At 71.4% G+C, this 18,293-nt stretch carries 14 protein-coding genes; 10 read left to right on the top strand and 4 right to left on the bottom strand.

Annotation, left to right across the window (positions count from 1 at the left end; translation table 11 throughout):
• Window positions 1–63: 63 nt before the first annotated feature.
• Together mycP and eccD are read right to left on the bottom strand one after the other, a co-directional pair.
• Window positions 64–1,512, bottom strand: coding sequence for a type VII secretion-associated serine protease mycosin (gene mycP, locus ACCP09_RS34440; RefSeq protein WP_433752978.1), 1,449 nt, complete (start codon window positions 1,510–1,512; stop codon window positions 64–66).
• 23 nt (window positions 1,513–1,535) lie between these two features.
• Window positions 1,536–2,900, bottom strand: a complete 1,365-nt coding sequence (gene eccD / locus ACCP09_RS34435; RefSeq protein WP_027932615.1) for a type VII secretion integral membrane protein EccD — start codon at window positions 2,898–2,900, stop codon at window positions 1,536–1,538.
• Between the two features lie 304 nt (window positions 2,901–3,204).
• On the opposite strand from eccD, the gene ACCP09_RS34430 reads away from it, so the two are divergent.
• The 4 genes from ACCP09_RS34430 to ACCP09_RS34415 all read left to right on the top strand — a co-directional run bounded on the left by ACCP09_RS34430 (window position 3,205) and on the right by ACCP09_RS34415 (window position 10,023).
• Entirely contained in the window at window positions 3,205–7,215 is a 4,011-nt protein-coding gene (locus ACCP09_RS34430) for a type VII secretion protein EccC (protein WP_027932614.1), read from the top strand.
• Between the two features lie 73 nt (window positions 7,216–7,288).
• Window positions 7,289–9,205 carry a type VII secretion-associated protein gene (locus tag ACCP09_RS34425; RefSeq protein WP_433752975.1) on the top strand — a complete coding sequence of 639 codons (1,917 nt, stop codon included), beginning with the start codon at window positions 7,289–7,291 and terminating at the stop codon, window positions 9,203–9,205.
• Window positions 9,206–9,358: 153 nt separating this feature from the next.
• Window positions 9,359–9,676 carry a WXG100 family type VII secretion target gene (locus tag ACCP09_RS34420; RefSeq protein ID WP_017986646.1) on the top strand — a complete coding sequence of 106 codons (318 nt, stop codon included), beginning with the start codon at window positions 9,359–9,361 and terminating at the stop codon, window positions 9,674–9,676.
• 65 nt (window positions 9,677–9,741) lie between these two features.
• On the top strand, window positions 9,742–10,023 hold the full coding sequence (locus tag ACCP09_RS34415; protein ID WP_017986647.1) for a WXG100 family type VII secretion target: 282 nt from the start codon (window positions 9,742–9,744) through the stop codon (window positions 10,021–10,023).
• 50 nt (window positions 10,024–10,073) lie between these two features.
• On the opposite strand, the gene ACCP09_RS34410 is transcribed toward ACCP09_RS34415, so the two are convergent.
• Together ACCP09_RS34410 and ACCP09_RS34405 are read right to left on the bottom strand one after the other, a co-directional pair.
• Window positions 10,074–10,535, bottom strand: a complete 462-nt coding sequence (locus tag ACCP09_RS34410; protein ID WP_433752973.1) for a DUF4333 domain-containing protein — start codon at window positions 10,533–10,535, stop codon at window positions 10,074–10,076.
• A gap of 416 nt (window positions 10,536–10,951) precedes the next feature.
• Complete coding sequence (locus tag ACCP09_RS34405) at window positions 10,952–11,809, bottom strand: hypothetical protein (protein ID WP_027932611.1); 858 nt, start codon at window positions 11,807–11,809, stop codon at window positions 10,952–10,954.
• A gap of 232 nt (window positions 11,810–12,041) precedes the next feature.
• Here ACCP09_RS34405 and rplM point away from each other — a divergent pair, with 232 nt between their 5' ends.
• From rplM to ACCP09_RS34375, 6 genes are all read left to right on the top strand, one after another.
• A complete protein-coding gene (gene rplM / locus ACCP09_RS34400) occupies window positions 12,042–12,494 on the top strand; it encodes a 50S ribosomal protein L13 (RefSeq protein ID WP_020420002.1) in 453 nt (150 codons plus the stop codon).
• A 14-nt stretch (window positions 12,495–12,508) separates the two neighbouring features.
• Window positions 12,509–12,991 carry a 30S ribosomal protein S9 gene (rpsI, locus tag ACCP09_RS34395; protein ID WP_017986651.1) on the top strand — a complete coding sequence of 161 codons (483 nt, stop codon included), beginning with the start codon at window positions 12,509–12,511 and terminating at the stop codon, window positions 12,989–12,991.
• 211 nt (window positions 12,992–13,202) lie between these two features.
• Window positions 13,203–14,537: a phosphoglucosamine mutase gene (gene glmM, locus ACCP09_RS34390; RefSeq protein ID WP_027932609.1), complete on the top strand. Its 1,335-nt coding sequence runs from the start codon at window positions 13,203–13,205 to the stop codon at window positions 14,535–14,537.
• Between the two features lie 37 nt (window positions 14,538–14,574).
• Window positions 14,575–14,913 carry a hypothetical protein gene (locus tag ACCP09_RS34385; protein WP_433752969.1) on the top strand — a complete coding sequence of 113 codons (339 nt, stop codon included), beginning with the start codon at window positions 14,575–14,577 and terminating at the stop codon, window positions 14,911–14,913.
• Window positions 14,913–17,522, top strand: a complete 2,610-nt coding sequence (locus ACCP09_RS34380; RefSeq protein ID WP_433752967.1) for a WXG100 family type VII secretion target — start codon at window positions 14,913–14,915, stop codon at window positions 17,520–17,522. The genes ACCP09_RS34385 and ACCP09_RS34380 overlap by 1 nt, the downstream gene beginning before the upstream one ends.
• A complete protein-coding gene (locus tag ACCP09_RS34375; RefSeq protein WP_433752965.1) occupies window positions 17,519–17,890 on the top strand; it encodes a hypothetical protein in 372 nt (123 codons plus the stop codon). The genes ACCP09_RS34380 and ACCP09_RS34375 overlap by 4 nt, the downstream gene beginning before the upstream one ends.
• Window positions 17,891–18,293 lie beyond the last annotated feature (403 nt).

Raw genomic sequence — 18,293 nt, 5'->3', positions numbered from 1 at the left:
ATCAAAAGAGTCCTCGCCGGAAAGCCACCGGGATGACCACCCAGCTCGGGTGTTGTTCAAAGATCAGGCGCGTGTGCGGCGAATGGTCCTCATCACGAACATGACGACCAGCAGGACCACCAAGCCGCCGCCGGTGCCGGCCAGCGCCACGATCATCGGCGTCCAGTTCTTCGGCGACGCGTCCGGCAGCCCGGACGGCAACTGCCTGCCCGCCTCTGCGGCCAGGCCCTCCTCGGCGGGCACGATCGCGGTCAGCGCCGCCACCGGGTTGACCACGCCGAAACCGGTGAAGTTGTCCCGTCCGCCCTGCGCGCCGGGGTGCTGCGCGGTCACCCGGATGCGGTTCATGATCTGCCGGGCGTTCAGGTTCGGGTACTGCGCGGCCACCAGCGCCGCCACCCCGGCCACGTACGGCGCCGCGAAGCTCGTCCCCTGGATGGGCGTCGCCTTGTCGTTCTCGATCGTCTGGTTCGCCAGCTGCGACGAGCCCTTCGACGGGTCCAGCGAGATGATGTTCGTGCCCGGGGCGGCCACGCTCACCCACGGCCCGTGCACGCTGAACGGCGCCACCCCGCCGGTCTCGTCGATCGCCGCCACCGACAGCACGTCGTCGGAGAACCACGGGGGCGTCACGATCGACCGGGGCTTGTTCGGGTCGGCCTGGTCGTTCTGCGGGCACGTCTCGGACGTGTTGCCCGCCGCGGCGACGACCACCACGTTCCGGTCCACGGCGTACCGCACCGCGGCCTGGATCGCCCGCTCGCCGTCGGTGATCGAGCCGTCCGCCGGCCGGCAGTTGTCCACCGACATGTTGATCACGTCGACATTCAGGTTCACCGCGCGCACGATCGCCTGCGCCAGCGACAGCGTGGTGCCCGCGCCGTTCGCGTCGTTCTGCTGCCGTCCACCGGTCTGCTGGCCGCTGGTGCCGCCCGCGGAGTCCGGTTTGGAGTAGTTCTGACTGGACTGCCGGATCGACACGATCGTCGAATCGGGCGCGACGCCGGTGAACCCGATCTGGTCCTGCGGCGTCTGCGCGGCGATGATCCCGGCCACCTCGGTGCCGTGACCGTCGCAGTCGTTCAGGCCGTTGTCACCGGCCGAAACGTAGTCACCGCCGCCCTCCAGCCGAGGCAGGTACGGGTGCCGGGTCACGCCGGTGTCGATCACCGCGACCCGGATGCCGCCGCCCGCCGAACCGGTCTTGGCGCGGGCGAGCTGCTGGGCCTCCTCGATCTGGAGGTACTGCTGGCCCCACGGCTTCTCCCGCAGCACGACCTCCTTCTGCCCGAGGTCGCGCGTCACGCAGGCGTTCTTCTGCTGGTAGTCGAAGCTGTTGCGGCCACCGTTGTCGCTCGGCAGGTAGCTGGCGACGAACGGCGGCGGCACCGCCCAGTACCCGCCGGAGCCGGTGCCGCCCGTCTGCGCCTGGGCCGTCCCGGTCGCCAGGACGCCGATCGACGCCGCCAGCAGGACGGTCGCCGTCCGGCCGGGCGCACCGAGTCTCCGCACGCGAGTTCCCCCTCGAATCATGCTCAGCCGAACGAGATGTGCCGCAGCGTGGCGTACAGGTCCATGACGGCCAGCGCGAGCGGCAGCACGGTGGCGATGCAGATCGCCTCGAAGATCTCGACGGTGCGGCGCAGCGGCGGCGAGAACCGCTGGTTGGGGAACACGACGCCGACCACCAGCGAACCCGCGCCGATGATCACCAGCGCGCCGAACACCCACAGCAGGCGGCCCATCGGGGTCTGCGTGCCCAGCCAGCCGATCAGGATGCCGGCGCCCGACACGATGCCGGTGGTCAGCAGCGCGACGGCCTGGCTGCCGTTGGCGTAGGAGCGGGCGCGCAGCAGCAGCACCATCGTCGCGACGGCGGCGGTGAGGATGCCCCACACGCCGGGCGCGGTCGCGGTGATGATCGCGGCGATCGCGGTCGCGCTGCCGCACCCGATCAGCAGGCCGGTCATGTAGTTGTGGGCGACGGCCGTGCGGCGCTCGATCTCGGCGTAGTCCGGGAACGTCGTGTCCTCTTTGAGCTCCTCCGCGGTGCCCGGCACGTGCGGCAGCGGCAGCTTGGCCAGCCAGATCGTCGCGCGCGGCAGCAGGGAGATCAGCGCCAGCGCGCCGGCCGCGGTGCCCGCGGCGATGCCGGCCGCCGGGTGCGCGATCAGGGTCGCGATGGTGAACGCGACCACCCCGATCACACCGGCCGTGGCGGCGGCGATGAACGTCGTGATGCCCGCGCCCATGATCATGATCGCGACCGCGGCCAGGATCACCACGAGCCCGCTGGCCAGCAGCAGGTTGGCCCGCACGGTCAGTCCGGGCACGGCGTAGAAACCGGCGACGAACGCGAACGGCAGCCCGCCCGCGGCGGCGATCACCACCCCGGTCGCCTCGGCCTGGTAGGCCTTCGCCAGCGTCGCGCCGACCGCGAGGCAGGCGATCGCGGCGACACCCGCGGTGAGCGCGGCGGCCAGGCCGTTTCCGCCGAACAGCGGGCCGCCGAAGAACAGGGCCACGGCCGCGGTGAACAGCGCCAGGCCGCCCGCGATGTGCCCGATGCGCCGCGCGGTCTCCTTGGTCCACGGCCGGAACGTGTCCGGCTGGGCGTCGGCGATCGCGTCGACCACGTCGTCGTACAGCGGCGGCGGCGGGTTGTCGTTGCGCTTGCGCAGCTGCAGCAGGTCGCCGTCGACGATGCCGAGCGAGGCGAGCGTCCGGCTCGGGTCGAGCGGCGCGTCGCCCAGCTTGGCCAGCGCCCAGCCGCCGTGGCGGGCGCCGCCGTCCGGCGAGGTCTCCCTGGCCATGTCGAGCAGCATCGGCATCAGGTCGGCGACCGCGACGTCGGCGGGCAGCGCCACGTCGATCCTGGTCCGGGGCGCGACCACCGTCACCCTGCTGAATACCGTCGTGCCCGTTGCCACTTGCCTGCCCCCTACCCGAGAGAATGCTGCGGGCTACTTATACCGAACGACCGTGTCCGCGGCAGCCGCTGCCCGTGAATTCCTGCCCAACGTGCACCCGCGGATCGTTCCGGACTGTCGGTGGGCGGTCCTAGTATTACTGCACCTGGCTCCGCCACGGGGGTGGATTCGGGCAATCGGTGCCGGGTTGGGCGGTCTCGGCCTCGGAAGAGGCCGTTGTTCGCTACCGTGTGGGCGCTGGAGGAGCAGGACGACTTGAAGAGGGGACCCTTCGGTGAGCACGCTGCAGTTCAAGAGGTCACCACGGCTTGCTGCGCCGCGCCCACCGGGTGGTGAGGTCCACCTCGAACCGCCGCCCGAGGTGCCCCGCACGATCCCGGGCAACGTCGTCCAGAAGATGATGCCCGTGGTCATGATCGTGGCCACCATGGGCATGGTCGTCGTCATGTTCACCACCGGCGGATCGGCGGCGCGCAGCCCGCTGACGCTGATGTTCCCGCTGATGATGCTCATGTCGATGGGCGGGATGTTCGCCGGCGGCGGCAAGAGCGGCGGGGCCAAGAAGGCCGAGATGAACGAGGACCGCAAGGACTACCTGCGGTACCTCGGGCAGATGCGCGAGCGGGCCCGCGAGGCGATGGCCGAGCAGCGCGCGTCGCTGGAGTGGGTGCACCCGGATCCGCAGGCGCTGTGGTCGCTGGCCGCGAGCCGCCGCATGTGGGAGCGCCGTCAGAACGACCAGGACTTCCTGCACCTGCGCGTCGGGCGCAGCTCGCACCGGCTGGCGACGCGCCTGGTGCCGCCGCAGACCGGCCCGGTCGACGAGCTGGAGCCGATCGCCACGCTGGCGCTGCGCCGGTTCGTGCGCGCCCACTCGATCGTCCCCGACCTGCCCACCCAGATCACGCTGCGCGGGTTCGCGGCGGTGAGCCTGAGCGGCGACAAGGAGCTGACCCGCGGTCTGACCAGGGCGATGCTGGCCCAGCTGGTCACCTTCCACAGCTGTGACGACGTGCTGCTCGCGTTCGCCACCACCGGCCGCGCGAAGGCCGAGTGGGAGTGGGCGAAGTGGCTGCCGCACGTCCAGCACCCCGAGCTGGCCGACGGCATCGGCCAGCTGCGCATGATGGCCGGTTCGCTCGCGCAGATCGAGCAGTGGCTGGACGCGGAGCTGCGCGACCGGCCGCGGTTCTCGCGCAACGCGACGCCGTCGCCGGACCAGCCGCACATCGTGATCGTGCTGGACGACGCCGAGGTCACCCGCGAGGAGCAGATCATCCTCGAGGAGGGCCTGGTCGGCGTCACGCTGATCGACCTCTCCGACTCGCTGGGCAACCTCGCCGCGCGCCGCGGCCTGCGCCTGGTCGTGGAGAAGGAACGCGTCGGCGCGCGCAGCGGCGGCGGCATCGAGTGGTTCGGCAAGCCGGACACCCTCAGCGTCGTCGAGTGCGAGGCGCTGGCCCGCAAGCTCGCGCCGTACCGGGTCGGCAGCGCGGCGCAGGAGGCCAGCGAGGACGAGCCGCTGCTGTCCAACCCGACGCTGCTGGAGCTGCTCGGCATCCCGGGCGACCCGATGACGTTCGACGTGCAGCAGGCCTGGCGGCCGCGCCCGGTGCGCGACCGCTACCGTGTGCCGTTCGGGATCGGCGAGTTCGGGCAGGCCGTCGAGCTGGACATCAAGGAAGCCGCGATGGAGGGCATGGGCCCGCACGGCCTGTGCATCGGGGCGACCGGTTCCGGTAAGTCGGAGTTCCTGCGCACGCTGGTGCTCGGCCTGCTGGCCACGCACTCCAGCACGACGCTGAACATGATTCTGGTCGACTTCAAGGGTGGTGCGACGTTCCTCGGCCTGGACAAGGCCCCGCACGTCGCCGCGACGATCACCAACCTGGCCGGTGACCTGACGCTGGTCGACCGCATGAAGGACGCGATCGCGGGCGAGGTCGCGCGGCGCCAGGAAGTGCTCGCGAAGGGCAACTACAAGAACGTCTGGGACTACGAGAAGGCCCGCGAGAACGGCGCCGACCTCGACCCGCTGCCCGCGCTGTTCATCTGCATCGACGAGTTCTCCGAGATGCTGACGGCGAAGCCGGACTTCATCGACATCTTCCTCCAGATCGGCCGCGTCGGCCGGTCGCTGCAGATGCACATGCTGCTCGCCTCGCAGCGGCTGGAGGAGGGCAAGCTGCGTGGTCTGGACACGTTCCTGTCCTACCGGATCGGTCTGAAGACGTTCTCCGCCGCGGAGTCCCGGGCCGCGATCGGCGTGCCGGACGCGTTCGAGCTGCCGTCGATCCCGGGTTCGGGGTACCTGAAGTACGACACGTCCACGATGGTCCGGTTCAAGGCGTCCTACGTGTCCGGTCCGTACCGGCCCGCCGGGATGCAGGCGGCCGGGCCGGTGGCCAACGTCGTGCGTGCGGACAAGCGGCCGCAGCTGTTCGTGCCCGACTTCGTGGAGCTGCCGCCGGAGCCCGAGCCGGAGCCGGTGCGCGTCGAGGCCGCGCCCCAGCCGCAGCAGGAGGAGGGCACCGAGCCGACCGAGCTCGAGGTCATCGTCGACCGCCTGATCGGCCAGGGCCCGCCCGCGCACGAGGTGTGGCTGCCGCCGCTCGACGAGTCGAACTCGCTGGACACGCTGCTGCCGAACCTCAACCCGACGGACGACCGCGGTCTGTCGCCGGTGGGCTTCTTCGGCAACGGCAAGCTGCAGGTGCCGATCGGCATCGTCGACCGGCCGTTCGAGCAGCGGCGCGACCCGCTGTGGGCGGACTTCTCCGGCGCGGCCGGCCACGGTGTGATCGTCGGCGGTCCGCAGTCGGGCAAGTCGACCCTGCTGCGCACGCTGATCATGTCGCTGTCGCTGGCCAACACGCCGGAGGAGGCGCAGTTCTACTGCATCGACCTCGGTGGTGGCACGCTCGCCGGCCTCTCCGACCTGCCGCACGTCGGTGGTGTCGCGGTGGCCCGGCGCGAGCCGGACAAGGCCCGCCGCATCGTGGCCGAGCTGAACGCGCTCGCCAACGAGCGGGAAGGCCTGTTCGGGCAGCTGGGCATCGACTCGATGGCCGACTTCCGCAACCGCAAGCGGCGCGGCGAGATCACCCCGGAGCAGGACCCGTTCGGCGACGCGTTCCTGATCGTCGACGGCTGGCGCGCCCTGCGCGACGACTTCGAGGAGCTGGAGCCGCAGATCACCGCGCTGGCCCAGCGCGGCCTGGCCTACGGCGTGCACGTGATCATCTCCGCGAATCGGTGGGCGGACATCCGCCCGGCCATCAAGGACATGCTGGGCACGCGTTTCGAGCTGCGGCTCGGTGACCCGAGCGAATCCGACATCGACCGGCGGACCGCGGTGAACGTGCCCGAGGGCCGTCCCGGCCGCGGCCTGACCCGCGACCGGCTGCACATGCTGATCGGCCTGCCGCGGATCGACGGGTCGAGCGACCCGGAGACGATCGGCGCCGGCGTCGCGGACGCGGTCGCGAAGATCAAGGCGGCCTGGCCGGGCCGTCCGGCGCCGCAGGTGCGGCTGCTGCCGGAGATGGTGTCCTACGAGGACGTGCTGTCGATGGACAAGCAGCGGCACACCAAGCTCATCCCGATCGGCATCAACGAGGACGAGCTGGCGCCGGTCTACCTGGACTTCGACGCCGACCCGCACTTCATCGCCTTCGCCGACGGCGAGTCCGGCAAGACGAACCTGCTGCGGCAGATCACGCGCGGGATCACCGAGCGGTACACGGCGAAGGAAGCGGTCATCGTGCTGGTGGACTACCGGCGCACGATGCTCGGGTTCGTGGAGGGCAACCACCTGCTCGGCTACGCGGTGTCGGCCAACCAGCTCGACGGCATGGTCAAGGACATCGTGGGGTCGATGACCCGGCGGCTGCCCGGGCCGGACGTCACGCAGGAGCAGCTGCGCAACCGGTCCTGGTGGAAGGGCCCGGAGCTGTTCATCGTGGTCGACGACTACGACCTGGTGGCCACGCAGACGTCCAACCCGCTCAAGCCGTTGTCGGAGTTCCTGGCCCAGGCGAAGGACGTCGGCCTGCACATGGTCGTGGTGCGCCGCACGGGTGGCGCGTCGCGGGCGGCCTACGACCCGATCATCGGCAAGCTGAAGGAGATCGCGGCGCCGGGCATCGTGATGAACGGCAGCAAGGACGAGGGCCAGCTGCTGGGCAACGTCAAGCCGTCCGCGATGCCGCCGGGCCGTGGTGTGCTGGTGAGCCGCAAGGTCGGCAAGCAGTTGATGCAGGTGTCGTGGATCCAGCCGGACTGATCAGGACCGTCCACATCGGAGCGGGGCACCAGGGCCGTGGCGCGGCTCTGGTGCCGTTTCGCGGGGGCGCCTCGTGACCTTGCGCGTCGCAGTGGACTTCGGGACGTCGAGCACGTGCGTGGTGGCCGCGCTGAACGGGCGGCCGCCGCAGGTGGTCGTCGTGGACGGGCAGCCGCTCATGTCCTCGGCCGTGTACGCGGCGGCCGACGGCACGCTGTTCGTCGGGCAGGAGGCCGACCGGCAGGCCGCGATGGACCCGTCGCGCTACGAGCCGAACCCGAAGCGCCGCATCGACGAGGGCGAGCTGCTGCTCGGCGACCGCGTCCTGCGGGTCACCGACGTCGTGCGGGCGGTGCTGGAACGAGCCGTCACCGAGGCGCGCCGCCTCGCCAGCAACGCCGAGGTCGGGCTGCTCGTGCTGACCCACCCGGCCGACTGGGGCGCGGTCCGCACCCGGCTGCTGCGCCAGGCCGCGAGCGGTCTGGCCCGCGAGGTCACGCTCGTGCCGGAACCGGTCGCGGCCGCGGTGTTCCACGCCGCCACCTTCGCGCCCGAGGAGATCAACTCCGACCGCACGGTGGAGATCAGCAATCGTCCCGGCGCGACACTGGCCGTGCTCGACCTCGGCGGCGGCACAGTGGACGTGAGCGTCGTGAGCCGGGTGCCCGGCCACCGCGGCGGGTTCCAGGTCCTGGCCACCCGGGGCGACCCGAGCTTCGGCGGCGCCGACGTCGACCAGTTGCTGCTGGAGCACGTCGGCAGCCTGGTGTCCTCGGCGGACCCGGACGCGTGGCGCCAGCTCGTCGAGGGTCGCGAGCTGACCGACCGGCGCCGTCGCCGCGTGCTGCGCCAGGACGTGCGTGGCGCCAAGGAAACGTTGTCCCGGCACGCCTACACCGACGTGCCGATGCCGCCGCCGTTCGCCGACGCGCACGTGACGCGCGAGGATCTGGAGCGCCTGGTCGCCGCGCCGCTGGGCCGCGCGGTCGAGCTGACCTGCGCCGCGATCGAGGAGGCCGAGCTGCGCCCGAAGCAGCTCAGTGCGATCTTCCTGGTCGGCGGGTCGAGCCGGATCCCGATGATCTCCCGGCTTGTCCACGAGCGCACCGGCGTGGTTCCGACCACTCTGGACCAGCCGGAGACGGTGGTCGCGCGTGGCGCGCTGCTCGCGGTCCAGAAGGCGCCCGCGGCGCCGCCGCCGCGCGTGCCCGCCCGGCAGCTCGCCGACCAGCGCACCGAGGTCGTGCGCAACCCGAACGCGCCCCGCCCGGGGTTCTCGCCGCGGCCGCCGACACCGCCCGGCGGGTTCAGCGGTCCGGCCGTGCCGCGCCACGCGCCGCAGGGCGTGCGCCGCCCGCCGCCCGGGCCGCCGCGCCCCGCCCACCACGGCTCCGGCCCGGGTTCGCCGCCGCGCGGGATTCCCGCGCCACCGGCGCGGAAGAAGCCGAAGCTGCCGTGGATCATCGGCGGCGCGGCCGTGCTGGTCGTCGCCGTGGTGGCCGGGCTGGTGCTGGTGTTGAGCGCGGACGGGGAGCCGGAACCGCCGCCGGGGAAGGTCGTCGCGCAGTACCACTACCAGTTCACCGCGCCGCAGGACTGGACGCAGACCGGTGGCTCGCCGGACCTGCGGGAGACGCTGATCAAACCGGACGACGCGCAGCAGCAGTTCGACTCGGTGTCGGTCCAGGAGCACCCGCTGTCCTACGACGCGTCGGCCGATCCCGGCCGGCTCGTCAGTGAGTTGCGCTCGCAAATCGAGGCGGCGCCGGCGCAGTACTCCGGGTTCAACCCGGAAGCCACCTACGCCGGCCGGAAAGTGGTCTTCTACCACCAGAACCTGCCCGGCCAGAACGCGTCGATCGACTGGTACGCGCTCGCGCAGGGGAACGTCCAGGTGAACGTCGGATGCGTGTACGCGAACGAAAACGCGCGTGAGCGGGTGAACGCCGCGTGCACGCAGGTGATCCGGACGCTCAACATCAGCGCGTGAAAACCCGTTCGGGTGAGCGCGGCATTCACACGCGCAACTACTTCCGCGAACGGCGGGACAAGGCGGAACCGGCCATGGCAAGGTCATCGTCGTAGGTCCGTAAGGCGGTTGGGATCGTTACGGACAACACCACGACGAAGGGGGTAGTTCCTCATGGCAGGCGGCTTTGAAGGGGATCCGGCAGAATTCGCGGCCGCGCACCTGAAGGTGTCCGAGGCCAAGCTGGCGATGGACCAGAACCTGATGCAGCTGGCCAACAACATCGAGGCCACGCAGGCGGGCTGGACCGGTCCGGCGGCCAAGGTGTTCCAGGACGTCATGGACGCGTTCGCCCAGAAGTCGGCGAAGCTGAACGACGCGCTCGAGCACATCGGCGAGATGCTCAAGTCCTCCGGTGTCCAGTACGAGGTGCAGGACCAGGAAGTCAACCAGCAGCTGAGCTCGCTCCAGGCCGCTCTCGAGGGCCTGTGATCGCGGCCTGAGCGCCGTCACCACACCTGACTTCCAGACCAGAAAGGACAATCATGTCGGGCCCGATGAAGGTCGATTACGCCACCATCCACCAGGCCGCCACGGACTGCAACAAGACCGGCGGCGAGCTGGAGAACCTCTTCACCCAGCTGAAGTCGGACCTCGCTCCGCTGACCAACAGCTGGACCGGTGACGCGCAGCAGGCGTGGCACGACCGGCAGGAGGAGTGGAACCGCGCGCTGGAGGACATGAAGGGTCTCCTCGCCCGCATCGCCACCGCGCTGCCGCAGATCGCGGACGGCTACCAGTCCACCGACACCGGCATCACCAAGATGTTCGGCGGCTGAGTATTTCCCGGAAAAGGGCCCCGGCGTGCGCCGGGGCCCTTTTCCGTTGGTCAGCGCGGCATTCCGACTTCGTACTGCGCCTGGTCGTTGAGCACGCGGACGGTGACCTTTTTCGGTTGTCCCGCAACGGTCACCGTGCATTCGAACGTGGCGCCCGTGCGGACCGGCTGGTCATCGGGGCACTGGGCGTTCTTGACGTCCCCCTCGCCGAAGTCCTCGCGGAGGATCTTGACGACGCCGTCCTGGACCGCGGCCTGGTCGAGGGTGTCCCCCTGGAACGCGCCGAGCAGCCAGGCGCCGACACCACCCCCGCCGAGCAGCACGACCACCGCGGCGCCGATCAGGAACGGCTTCTTGGAGCGCTTGGGCTTCTGCTCGCCGAACGCGCCGAACCCCCCGTAGCTCGGCTGCCACTGCCCGCCCTGCTGCGGCTGAGGTCCGGTCCCCGGGCCGGGGGCAGGTTGGTGCTGTGCCTGGCCGGGCTGCTGGTTCCACCCCTGGCCCGGCGGCACCTGGCCGGTTTGGTGCTGGCCCCAGGGCTGGGGGACTGGCCCGCTGGCCGGGCCCTGCTGGCCCCAGTTCTGCCCGGGCGGTACCGGGCCGGTTTCGGTGGGCTGTTGCCCCCAGGGCTGGGGGACCGGTCCGCTGGCCGGGCCCTGCTGGCCCCAGTTCTGCCCTGGCGGTACCGGGCCGGCTTCGGTGGGCTGTTGCCCCCACGGTTGGGGGACCGGTCCGCTGGCGGGGTTCTGCTGGCTGGGCTTGCCCCAGGGTGCGGTAGCGCCCGCTTGGTCAGCGGGCTGCTGGCCCCACTGCGGTGGAACCGGCCCGCCGGCCGGGCCCTGCTGTCCCCAGGACTGGGGGACCGGTCCGCTGGCGGGATTCTGCTGTCCTGGCTGCCACCCCGGCTGTTGCGGCTGGTTCACGCCATTCACCTGCCCTGCCCCTGGATGTCGTCCATCCGGGCGTAGAAATCCGCCACCGCCGCGCTGTCTGCCAGCACCGTGACCTGCGACGGGTCCGGGATCTTCGGCAGGTCGACCTCGGACGGCGTGCCGTCGAGCCGGTAGTGGTAGTCGATCTCCAGCTCGTGCCCGTTGCCGGTGATCTTGCCGGTCATCTCGATCTCGGTCAGCTTGCCCCGCGGGTCCAGCACGACGCGCGTCTGCAGCGTCTGAGCCTTCATCTCGGCCGTCAGCTCGGCGCTGATCGCGGCGGGGAAGGTCACCACGTCGTTGTCGATGAACGCGGTCAGGGTCACCTCGGCCATCAGCTCGACGCTGCCGTCGGGCTTGCTGTTGGCGCGCTTCGCGCCGTGGCCGCCCTCCACCGAGTCCTGCACGGCGCCGAGCATCTTGCAGACCGTCTGCGCGCCCTCCCAGTAGCACTCGTTGTACTGGCCCGACGTGTACGGCATCTGCACCCACGGTGTCGGCGCGAGGCTCGCGTACACGGGCCCGAGCAGCATGTACTCGACCGGGCTGTTGGCCGGGTGGTAGACGTCCAGGTACTCGTTCGAGTCGAGGTTCGAGTGGTTGCGGCTCAGCCGCGCGGGCGGGTGCCCCAGCTGGACGGCGCTGATCGTCGCGTTCAGGCGCCGCTCGTCGAAGCGAACCACCTGGTCCAGCCGGGTCTTCCTGGTCTCGTTGGCGCTGAACTGGTCGGACAGCTTGTTGAGCGTGTCGTCGAACTTCGCGCTCACGTACGCGGCGGCGTCCTCGCCGTCGGGCACGGGCGTCCCCGCCTTGGCACTGCCGCACCCGGCGAGCAGGGCCACCGTGGCGAGCACCGCGGTGAACCTCGGTAGGCTGGATCTCGTTCGCGCGGACACGCCGGTGGCCCCCTCCAGGCGGAAAACCGTGTTCTCGACTGCGCGCAACCCTAGTATGTAAGCCGGGGACACCCCGCCTTCAAGGTCGCCGAACCCGGCGGGTATCTTTATATGTCGTTGTGCGTGCAGCAAGCGTTCGCGCTGGGTACGCACTCGACCCCAAACGCACCGTTGACCACGAGGTAAACCCTTGCCCACGTACAGCCCTAAGCCTGGCGATGTCACCCGTGCCTGGCATGTGATCGATGCCGAGGATGTCGTGCTCGGCCGGCTCGCGACCGAGGTCGCCACGCTGCTGCGCGGCAAGCACAAGCCCACGTATGCACCACACGTGGACACCGGTGACTTCGTCATCATCGTCAACGCCGAGAAGGTCCGCCTGACCGGTAACAAGCGCGACCAGAAGTTCGCGTACCGGCACAGCGGCTACCCGGGCGGTCTGCGCAAGCGCTCGTTCGGCGAGCTGCTCGACACCCGGCCCGACCGGCTGCTGGAGAAGGTCGTCAAGGGCATGCTGCCGAAGAACAAGCTCGGCCGCGCCCAGGCGAAGAAGCTGAAGGTCTACGCAGGCCCGCAGCACCCGCACGCTGCGCAGCAGCCGCAGCCGTTCGAGATCACCAAGATCGCGCAGGTCGCCAAGTGAGTGAGGAAGTGTCTGTGACCAGCACGGAGACCGAGACCGAGGCCCCCGAGGCCACCGAGGCGGTCGTGACCAGCGAGACGCCGGCCGCGCCGCGGCCGTCCCGCGCTGCCGGTGGCTCCGCCCAGACCGTCGGCCGTCGCAAGGAGGCCGTCGTCCGCGTGCGGCTCGTCCCCGGCACCGGCAAGTTCAAGCTCAACGGGCGCAGCCTGGAGGAGTACTTCCCGAACAAGGTGCACCAGCAGCTCATCCGCGAGCCCCTGGTGACCGTCGAGAAGCCGGACTCGTTCGACATCTTCGGCAACCTGACCGGTGGCGGCATCTCGGGCCAGGCGGGCGCGCTGCGCCTCGCGATCGCCCGCGCCCTGGTCGAGGTCGACGCCGACGACCGCCCCGCGCTGAAGAAGGCCGGGTTCCTGACCCGCGACGCGCGCGCGACCGAGCGCAAGAAGTACGGCCTCAAGAAGGCCCGTAAGGCTCCGCAGTACAGCAAGCGCTGACCTGCGCCAGTCCCACGCGAAGGCGCCCATCCGGTTCCGGGTGGGCGCCTTCGTCGTTCCTGCCCAGGTGACACACGGGCTGGATATGTAACGTGCGAAAACGGCGTTCTTCCAGCGGAACGCACCCTGGCGACGATGTTCCGGGGGAGCGTTACCGTCGAATCGGGGGACGCTAGGTTGTCGGGGTTGCACGGCTCGAGGAGAGGATGAGATGGCTCGCCTTTTCGGCACCGACGGGGTACGAGGCCTCGCCAACGGGGAGCTGACCCCGGAGCTGGCGCTGTCCGTGGCGGCCAGCGCGGCCCGCGTGCTCGCCGCGCACGACCGCTCGCACCGTCCGGTCGCGGTCGTCGGGCGTGACCCCCGGGCCAGCGGCGAGATGCTGGAGGCCGCCGTCGTGGCCGGCCTCGCGTCGGCGGGCGCGGACGTCCTGCGTGTGGGCGTCCAGCCGACTCCCGCGGTCGCCCACCTGGTCGGCGCGCTCGAAGCCGACCTCGGCGTGATGATCTCCGCGTCCCACAACCCCATGCCGGACAACGGCATCAAGCTCTTCGCCTCCGGCGGGCACAAGCTCCCGGACGGCATCGAGGACGAGATCGAGGCGGGCCTGACCGGTGACGGCCCCCGCCCCACCGGCGCGGAGATCGGGCGGGTCAGCGACGTCGACGACGCCCTCGAGCGCTACACGAACCACCTGCTCGCGGTCACCCCGCACCCGCTGACCGGCCTGCGGATCGTCGTCGACTGCGCCAACGGCGCGGCCTCGTTCGCCGCGCCCGAGGTCTACCGCAAGGCGGGCGCCGAGGTCATCGCCATCCACGCGGAGCCGGACGGCATCAACATCAACGAGGGCTGCGGCTCGACCCACCCGGAGAAGCTCCAGGCGATGGTGGTCGAGCACGGCGCCGACCTGGGCATCGCCCACGACGGCGACGCCGACCGCTGCCTCGCCGTGGACGCCTCCGGTGAACTGGTGGACGGCGACCAGATCATGGCGATCCTGGCGCTCGCGATGGCCGAGGCCGGGGAGCTGACCCACGACACCCTCGTCGCGACCGTGATGAGCAACCTCGGCCTGCACCTGGCGATGCGCGACCACCAGGTCAACCTGCGCACGACGGCCGTCGGCGACCGGTACGTGCTGGAGGAGCTGCGCGCGGGCGGGTACGCGCTGGGCGGCGAGCAGTCCGGCCACGTGGTGTTCCCGGCGCTCGCCACCACCGGCGACGGCCTGCTCACCGCGCTGCGGGTGATGAGCCGCGTCGCGTCGACCGGCAAGCCGCTGGCCGAGCTGGCCGGGGTGATGCGCAAGCTGCCCCAGGTGCTGGTCAACGTACGGGTCTCGGACAAGGCGACGGTCGCGAAGTCCGACGTCGTGCGCGAAGCGGTCGAGGCCGTGGAGGCCGAGCTGGGCGACGAGGGCCGCGTCCTGCTGCGCCCGTCCGGCACCGAGCAGCTGGTGCGGGTGATGGTCGAGGCGCCGGCGCAGGAGACCGCCCAGGCCGCCGCGGACCGCCTCGCCGGAGTCGTTTCGTCCGTCTCCTGAACCGACTGCGGATTGTCGTACCCGGTAGGTACATTCTGTGCACGACACGGAGCGAGGGGGAGTGGTCGTGGCCGGGTACGAGGTCGATCCGCAGCAGCTCAGCGCCGCCGCCGGCACGGTGCGGGACGAGCCGGGGACGCAGCTGCGGTACACGCTGCCCAACCTCAAGGAGGTGCGGATCACGGCCGAGGACTTCGGCCGCAAGCACCACGAATCCTTCGCCGGGTACCAGGCGGGCGTGCAGCGGCTGGTGGCTTGTGTGGACAGCTATGTGCGGGCCTCCGGTGAGTTCGCGGACAAACTGGGCCGCGCGAGCGGGTCCTACACCGCGGCGGACGACCGGTCCCAGGGCGACGTGCGGACGGCGGCGAGCTGATGGCGGAGCGGCTGCCCACGATCGAGGAGGTCCGGCAGCTCGTCGACGACCCGGGGATCGACGACGAGACCAAGCGGACCCTGCTCGTCCGCTACTTCGACGCGATCGGTGACGTCGACCCGGTCGTCTACGGCTTCCGGAACGAGGACGAGAAGAAGCAGCTGCTGGAGTCCTATCAGGATCGGTTCGGGTTCACCGACCGGGACCTGACGGACGGCGCCTTCGCCTACGACGCGTACTCCGCGGCGCAGGGCAGGCACGACGCGAACATGCAGGCCGCGCGCGAGGCGCAGGCGCGGGCGGTCGGCGACGGGAAGGCGCGCCTCGACTCGTTGAAGGGGTCCGACACCAGCCCGGGGGCGGCGAACTCGAACGAGATCCTGGACGCCGGCGCGGCGGGGCTGGACAGCTTCCGCACCTGGCTGCCCGTCTACAGCAGGGCGCGCGCGGTGGCGGCGCCCGGGCTGCCGGACTTCCGCCTGCAGGAGCTGATCGACCGGTACGACGAGCAGCGTGACATCCCGTTCGACAAGTTCGCCGCCGGGGTGACCGAGATCGTGCAGGTGCGGGAGTCGGTCGCGGATGCCGCGCCGTCGCAGAACTCCGCGATGCAGGCGTTGTTCGGCTCCTGGGAGGGCGACGGGAAGAGCGCGGCGGCGGCGTCCTGGACGAAGTTCGGGGACGGGGTCAGGACGGTCGAGCAGTCGCTGGAGCACGCGGCGGACGTGGTGACCCGGACGATCGCCGCCGTCGCCGGGTCTTGTCGGGACAAGGCTTCGTGGGTGCTGCAGTACGCGTTCCAGACTTGGCCGCAGCAGCAGGGCCTGACGGCGCAGGACACCGACCGGCTCGCGCGGATCGCCGAGCTGGGGCGCAACGCCAGCGCGGACGACTTCAAGCACTTCATCCCGTTCCTGGTGGGGCAGCATTCGCCGTTGGCGGGGCAGTTGGTCGTCGGCTCGTCGTTCGGGATGCCGGACGAGCTGCTGGACGCGGTGCAGTCGTGGGCGAAGAGCTGGCTGGCGGAGTTCTGCGGCTGGTTCGCCGGTTTCGTCGGCGAGTTCCAGGCGATGTGCGAGAACACGCGCGTGGCGGTGGCGGCCCAGTGGTCGGCGTTGAACACCGAGTTGCAGCAGGTGCCGGACAACCCGTTCGCCGGGGTCGGCGAGGCCGCGCCGGTCGCGTCTCGTAGCTCCGGTGGTGGTGGGGCGAGCGGTTCCGGCGGGGGTGGCGCGGGTTTCGCAGGTGGCGCGGGCTCGTCGGGTGGTGCCGGCTCGGCGGGGGGCGCTGGTTTGGCGGGTGGCGCTGGTTCGGCGGGTGGCGCGGGCGCGACGCCACCGCCCGCCGCGCCGGTCGTGCCCCCGGCGGTGGCGCCCGTCGTGCCGGCCGCCGCGCCGGTGCCGGACGAGCGGGACACGCTGACGGTCCAGCGGGGCGACAGCAAGCTCGAGATGTCCGAGCCGGACCAGACCGGCCGGATGGCCATCAAGATCGACAACGGCGACGGCCCGCCGAAGGACTACCAGCTCACGTGGGGCACCCCCGACCCGGCGACCCCCGCGTACACCCCAGCCGGGGACGGCAAAATCCACATCGACGACGGCCCACTGCACATCACAGCCGAACGCCCCTCCGGCGAGACCGGCCCCACGGTGGTCACGATCGACGACGGCACCGGCACCCCCACGACTTACACCCTCGGTGAGGAGCCGGCCGCCCGGTCCGCCGCTTCCGGTGCTGGGTTCGCTCCTGGTGCCTCCGCGACCTATCCCCTGGGTGAGGAGTCGGCCGCTCGGCCCGCCGCTCCCGGTGCCCCCGCGACCTATCCCCTCGGTGAGGAGCCGGCCGGTCGGTCCGCCGCTTCCGGGGCTGGGTTCGCTTCTGGTGCCCCCGCGACGTATCCCCTGGGTGAGGAGCCGGCCGGTCGGTCCGCCGCTCCCGGTGCCGCCCCCGGCCTCTCCACCGACCCGGCCCAGCGCCTCGGCGCGCCTGGCGCACTCGGCGGCCTCAACCAGCCGGCTGTCGCCGCAGATTCCATCTCCCTCGCCGATGCCGCCCAGCGGTGGGTGGCTGGCGCATTCGATGACCTCGCCCAGCCGGCTGCTGCCTCCGGGCCCCTCCCCGATCAGGCTCAAGGCGCGGGTGCCGACGGCGCGCCCGATGGCACCCAAGCGACGATGTCCGGCGCCGCTGGTGCTGGTCCGAACCTCGCCGAGGCTGTCGGTCCGGGCGCTACCGGCGACCCGTCGCTCGGCGGTCAGGAGCACACCACCTCGGCGGCCGCGCTGGGTGGGGTGTCCGATGGGCTCGCCGGGCAGGGCGCGGTGAGCGGCTCCCTCGGCGATCCCGGCTCGCTCGGTCACTCCTCGGCACCCGCGGCGACCGGGGCGACCCTCGGCACCGCGCCGGGGCTCGATCCCGTCGGGGCGGCTGTCGATCCGAGCGGGATGAGCATGCTCGGCGGTCTGCCACCCGCCGGCGGGAACCAGGGCGGCGACGATCCGGAGCGGTCGTCCCGCGCCTACCGCGTCGACGGGGACATCTTCGACAGCCCCGGCTCGGGTGGCCGCATCAGCGGCTCCCTGGACGAGGAGGAAACCCGCAGGTGAGCGAGTTCCAGACGAAGCTCGACGCGATCGCCGCCGAGCGCGTCGCCCGTCAGGACCTGATCGGCCGCCGCGTCGCGGCGAGTCTCGCGGAGAGCGAGGCCCGCACTGGCGACCTCACGCGGGAGGCCGCCGCCACCGTGCAGCGCCTCGCCGAGCAGGCCGCCCGCACGAGGACCGCCGCCGGCTGGGAGCTGCCCGAGAAGTCCGACCCCAACGCCTCACTGGGCATGGACTTCGAGGACCCCGAGATGGCGACCGAACCGACCAACCGCCACGCGCCTCCACCGGAACCCCAGACGCGCCGGGGCCGCCACGCCCGCCCCGACGAACCGGAGGACGACTACTCGACCAAGGACTGGCTGGGCTGACCCCCGAACCCGTGGACGAACGGCCGCGGCTGGTGGGCGGCTTTGGCTGAGGGTGGCGCTGGCCGGGCGCGGTGGCCGAGCTCGAAGCGCGACCGGACTCCTGCACCTGACGAGCGTGCTCGGGCCCGGCCGGTAAGGACACCGGCCGCGGCGCTGGTGGTCGGCGAGAGTTCTGGGCCCTGCCAGGGCAGACAATGCGGAGACCGCACCGCGGGCCAGGAGATTTCGGCGGCAAGCTGTGGCGCCCGAGCGACCACGAAGCCTCAACCGCGGCGCGACGGTACCCAGCGCCGCGCAGGCCGGCGTTGGGCGCAAGGTAGGCGGCACGCTCGGTGCTGCGCAGGCTGGCGTTGGGTGCAGGGTAGGCACACGCAGTGCCGCCCAGGCTGGCGCTGCGGCGCGA

The sequence above is a fragment of the Amycolatopsis sp. 3B14 genome (assembly GCF_050958625.1).
In the GTDB taxonomy this organism is placed as follows: Bacteria; Actinomycetota; Actinomycetes; order Mycobacteriales; family Pseudonocardiaceae; genus Amycolatopsis_E; species Amycolatopsis_E thermoflava.
This window is presented reverse-complemented; position numbering and strand designations above follow the sequence as displayed.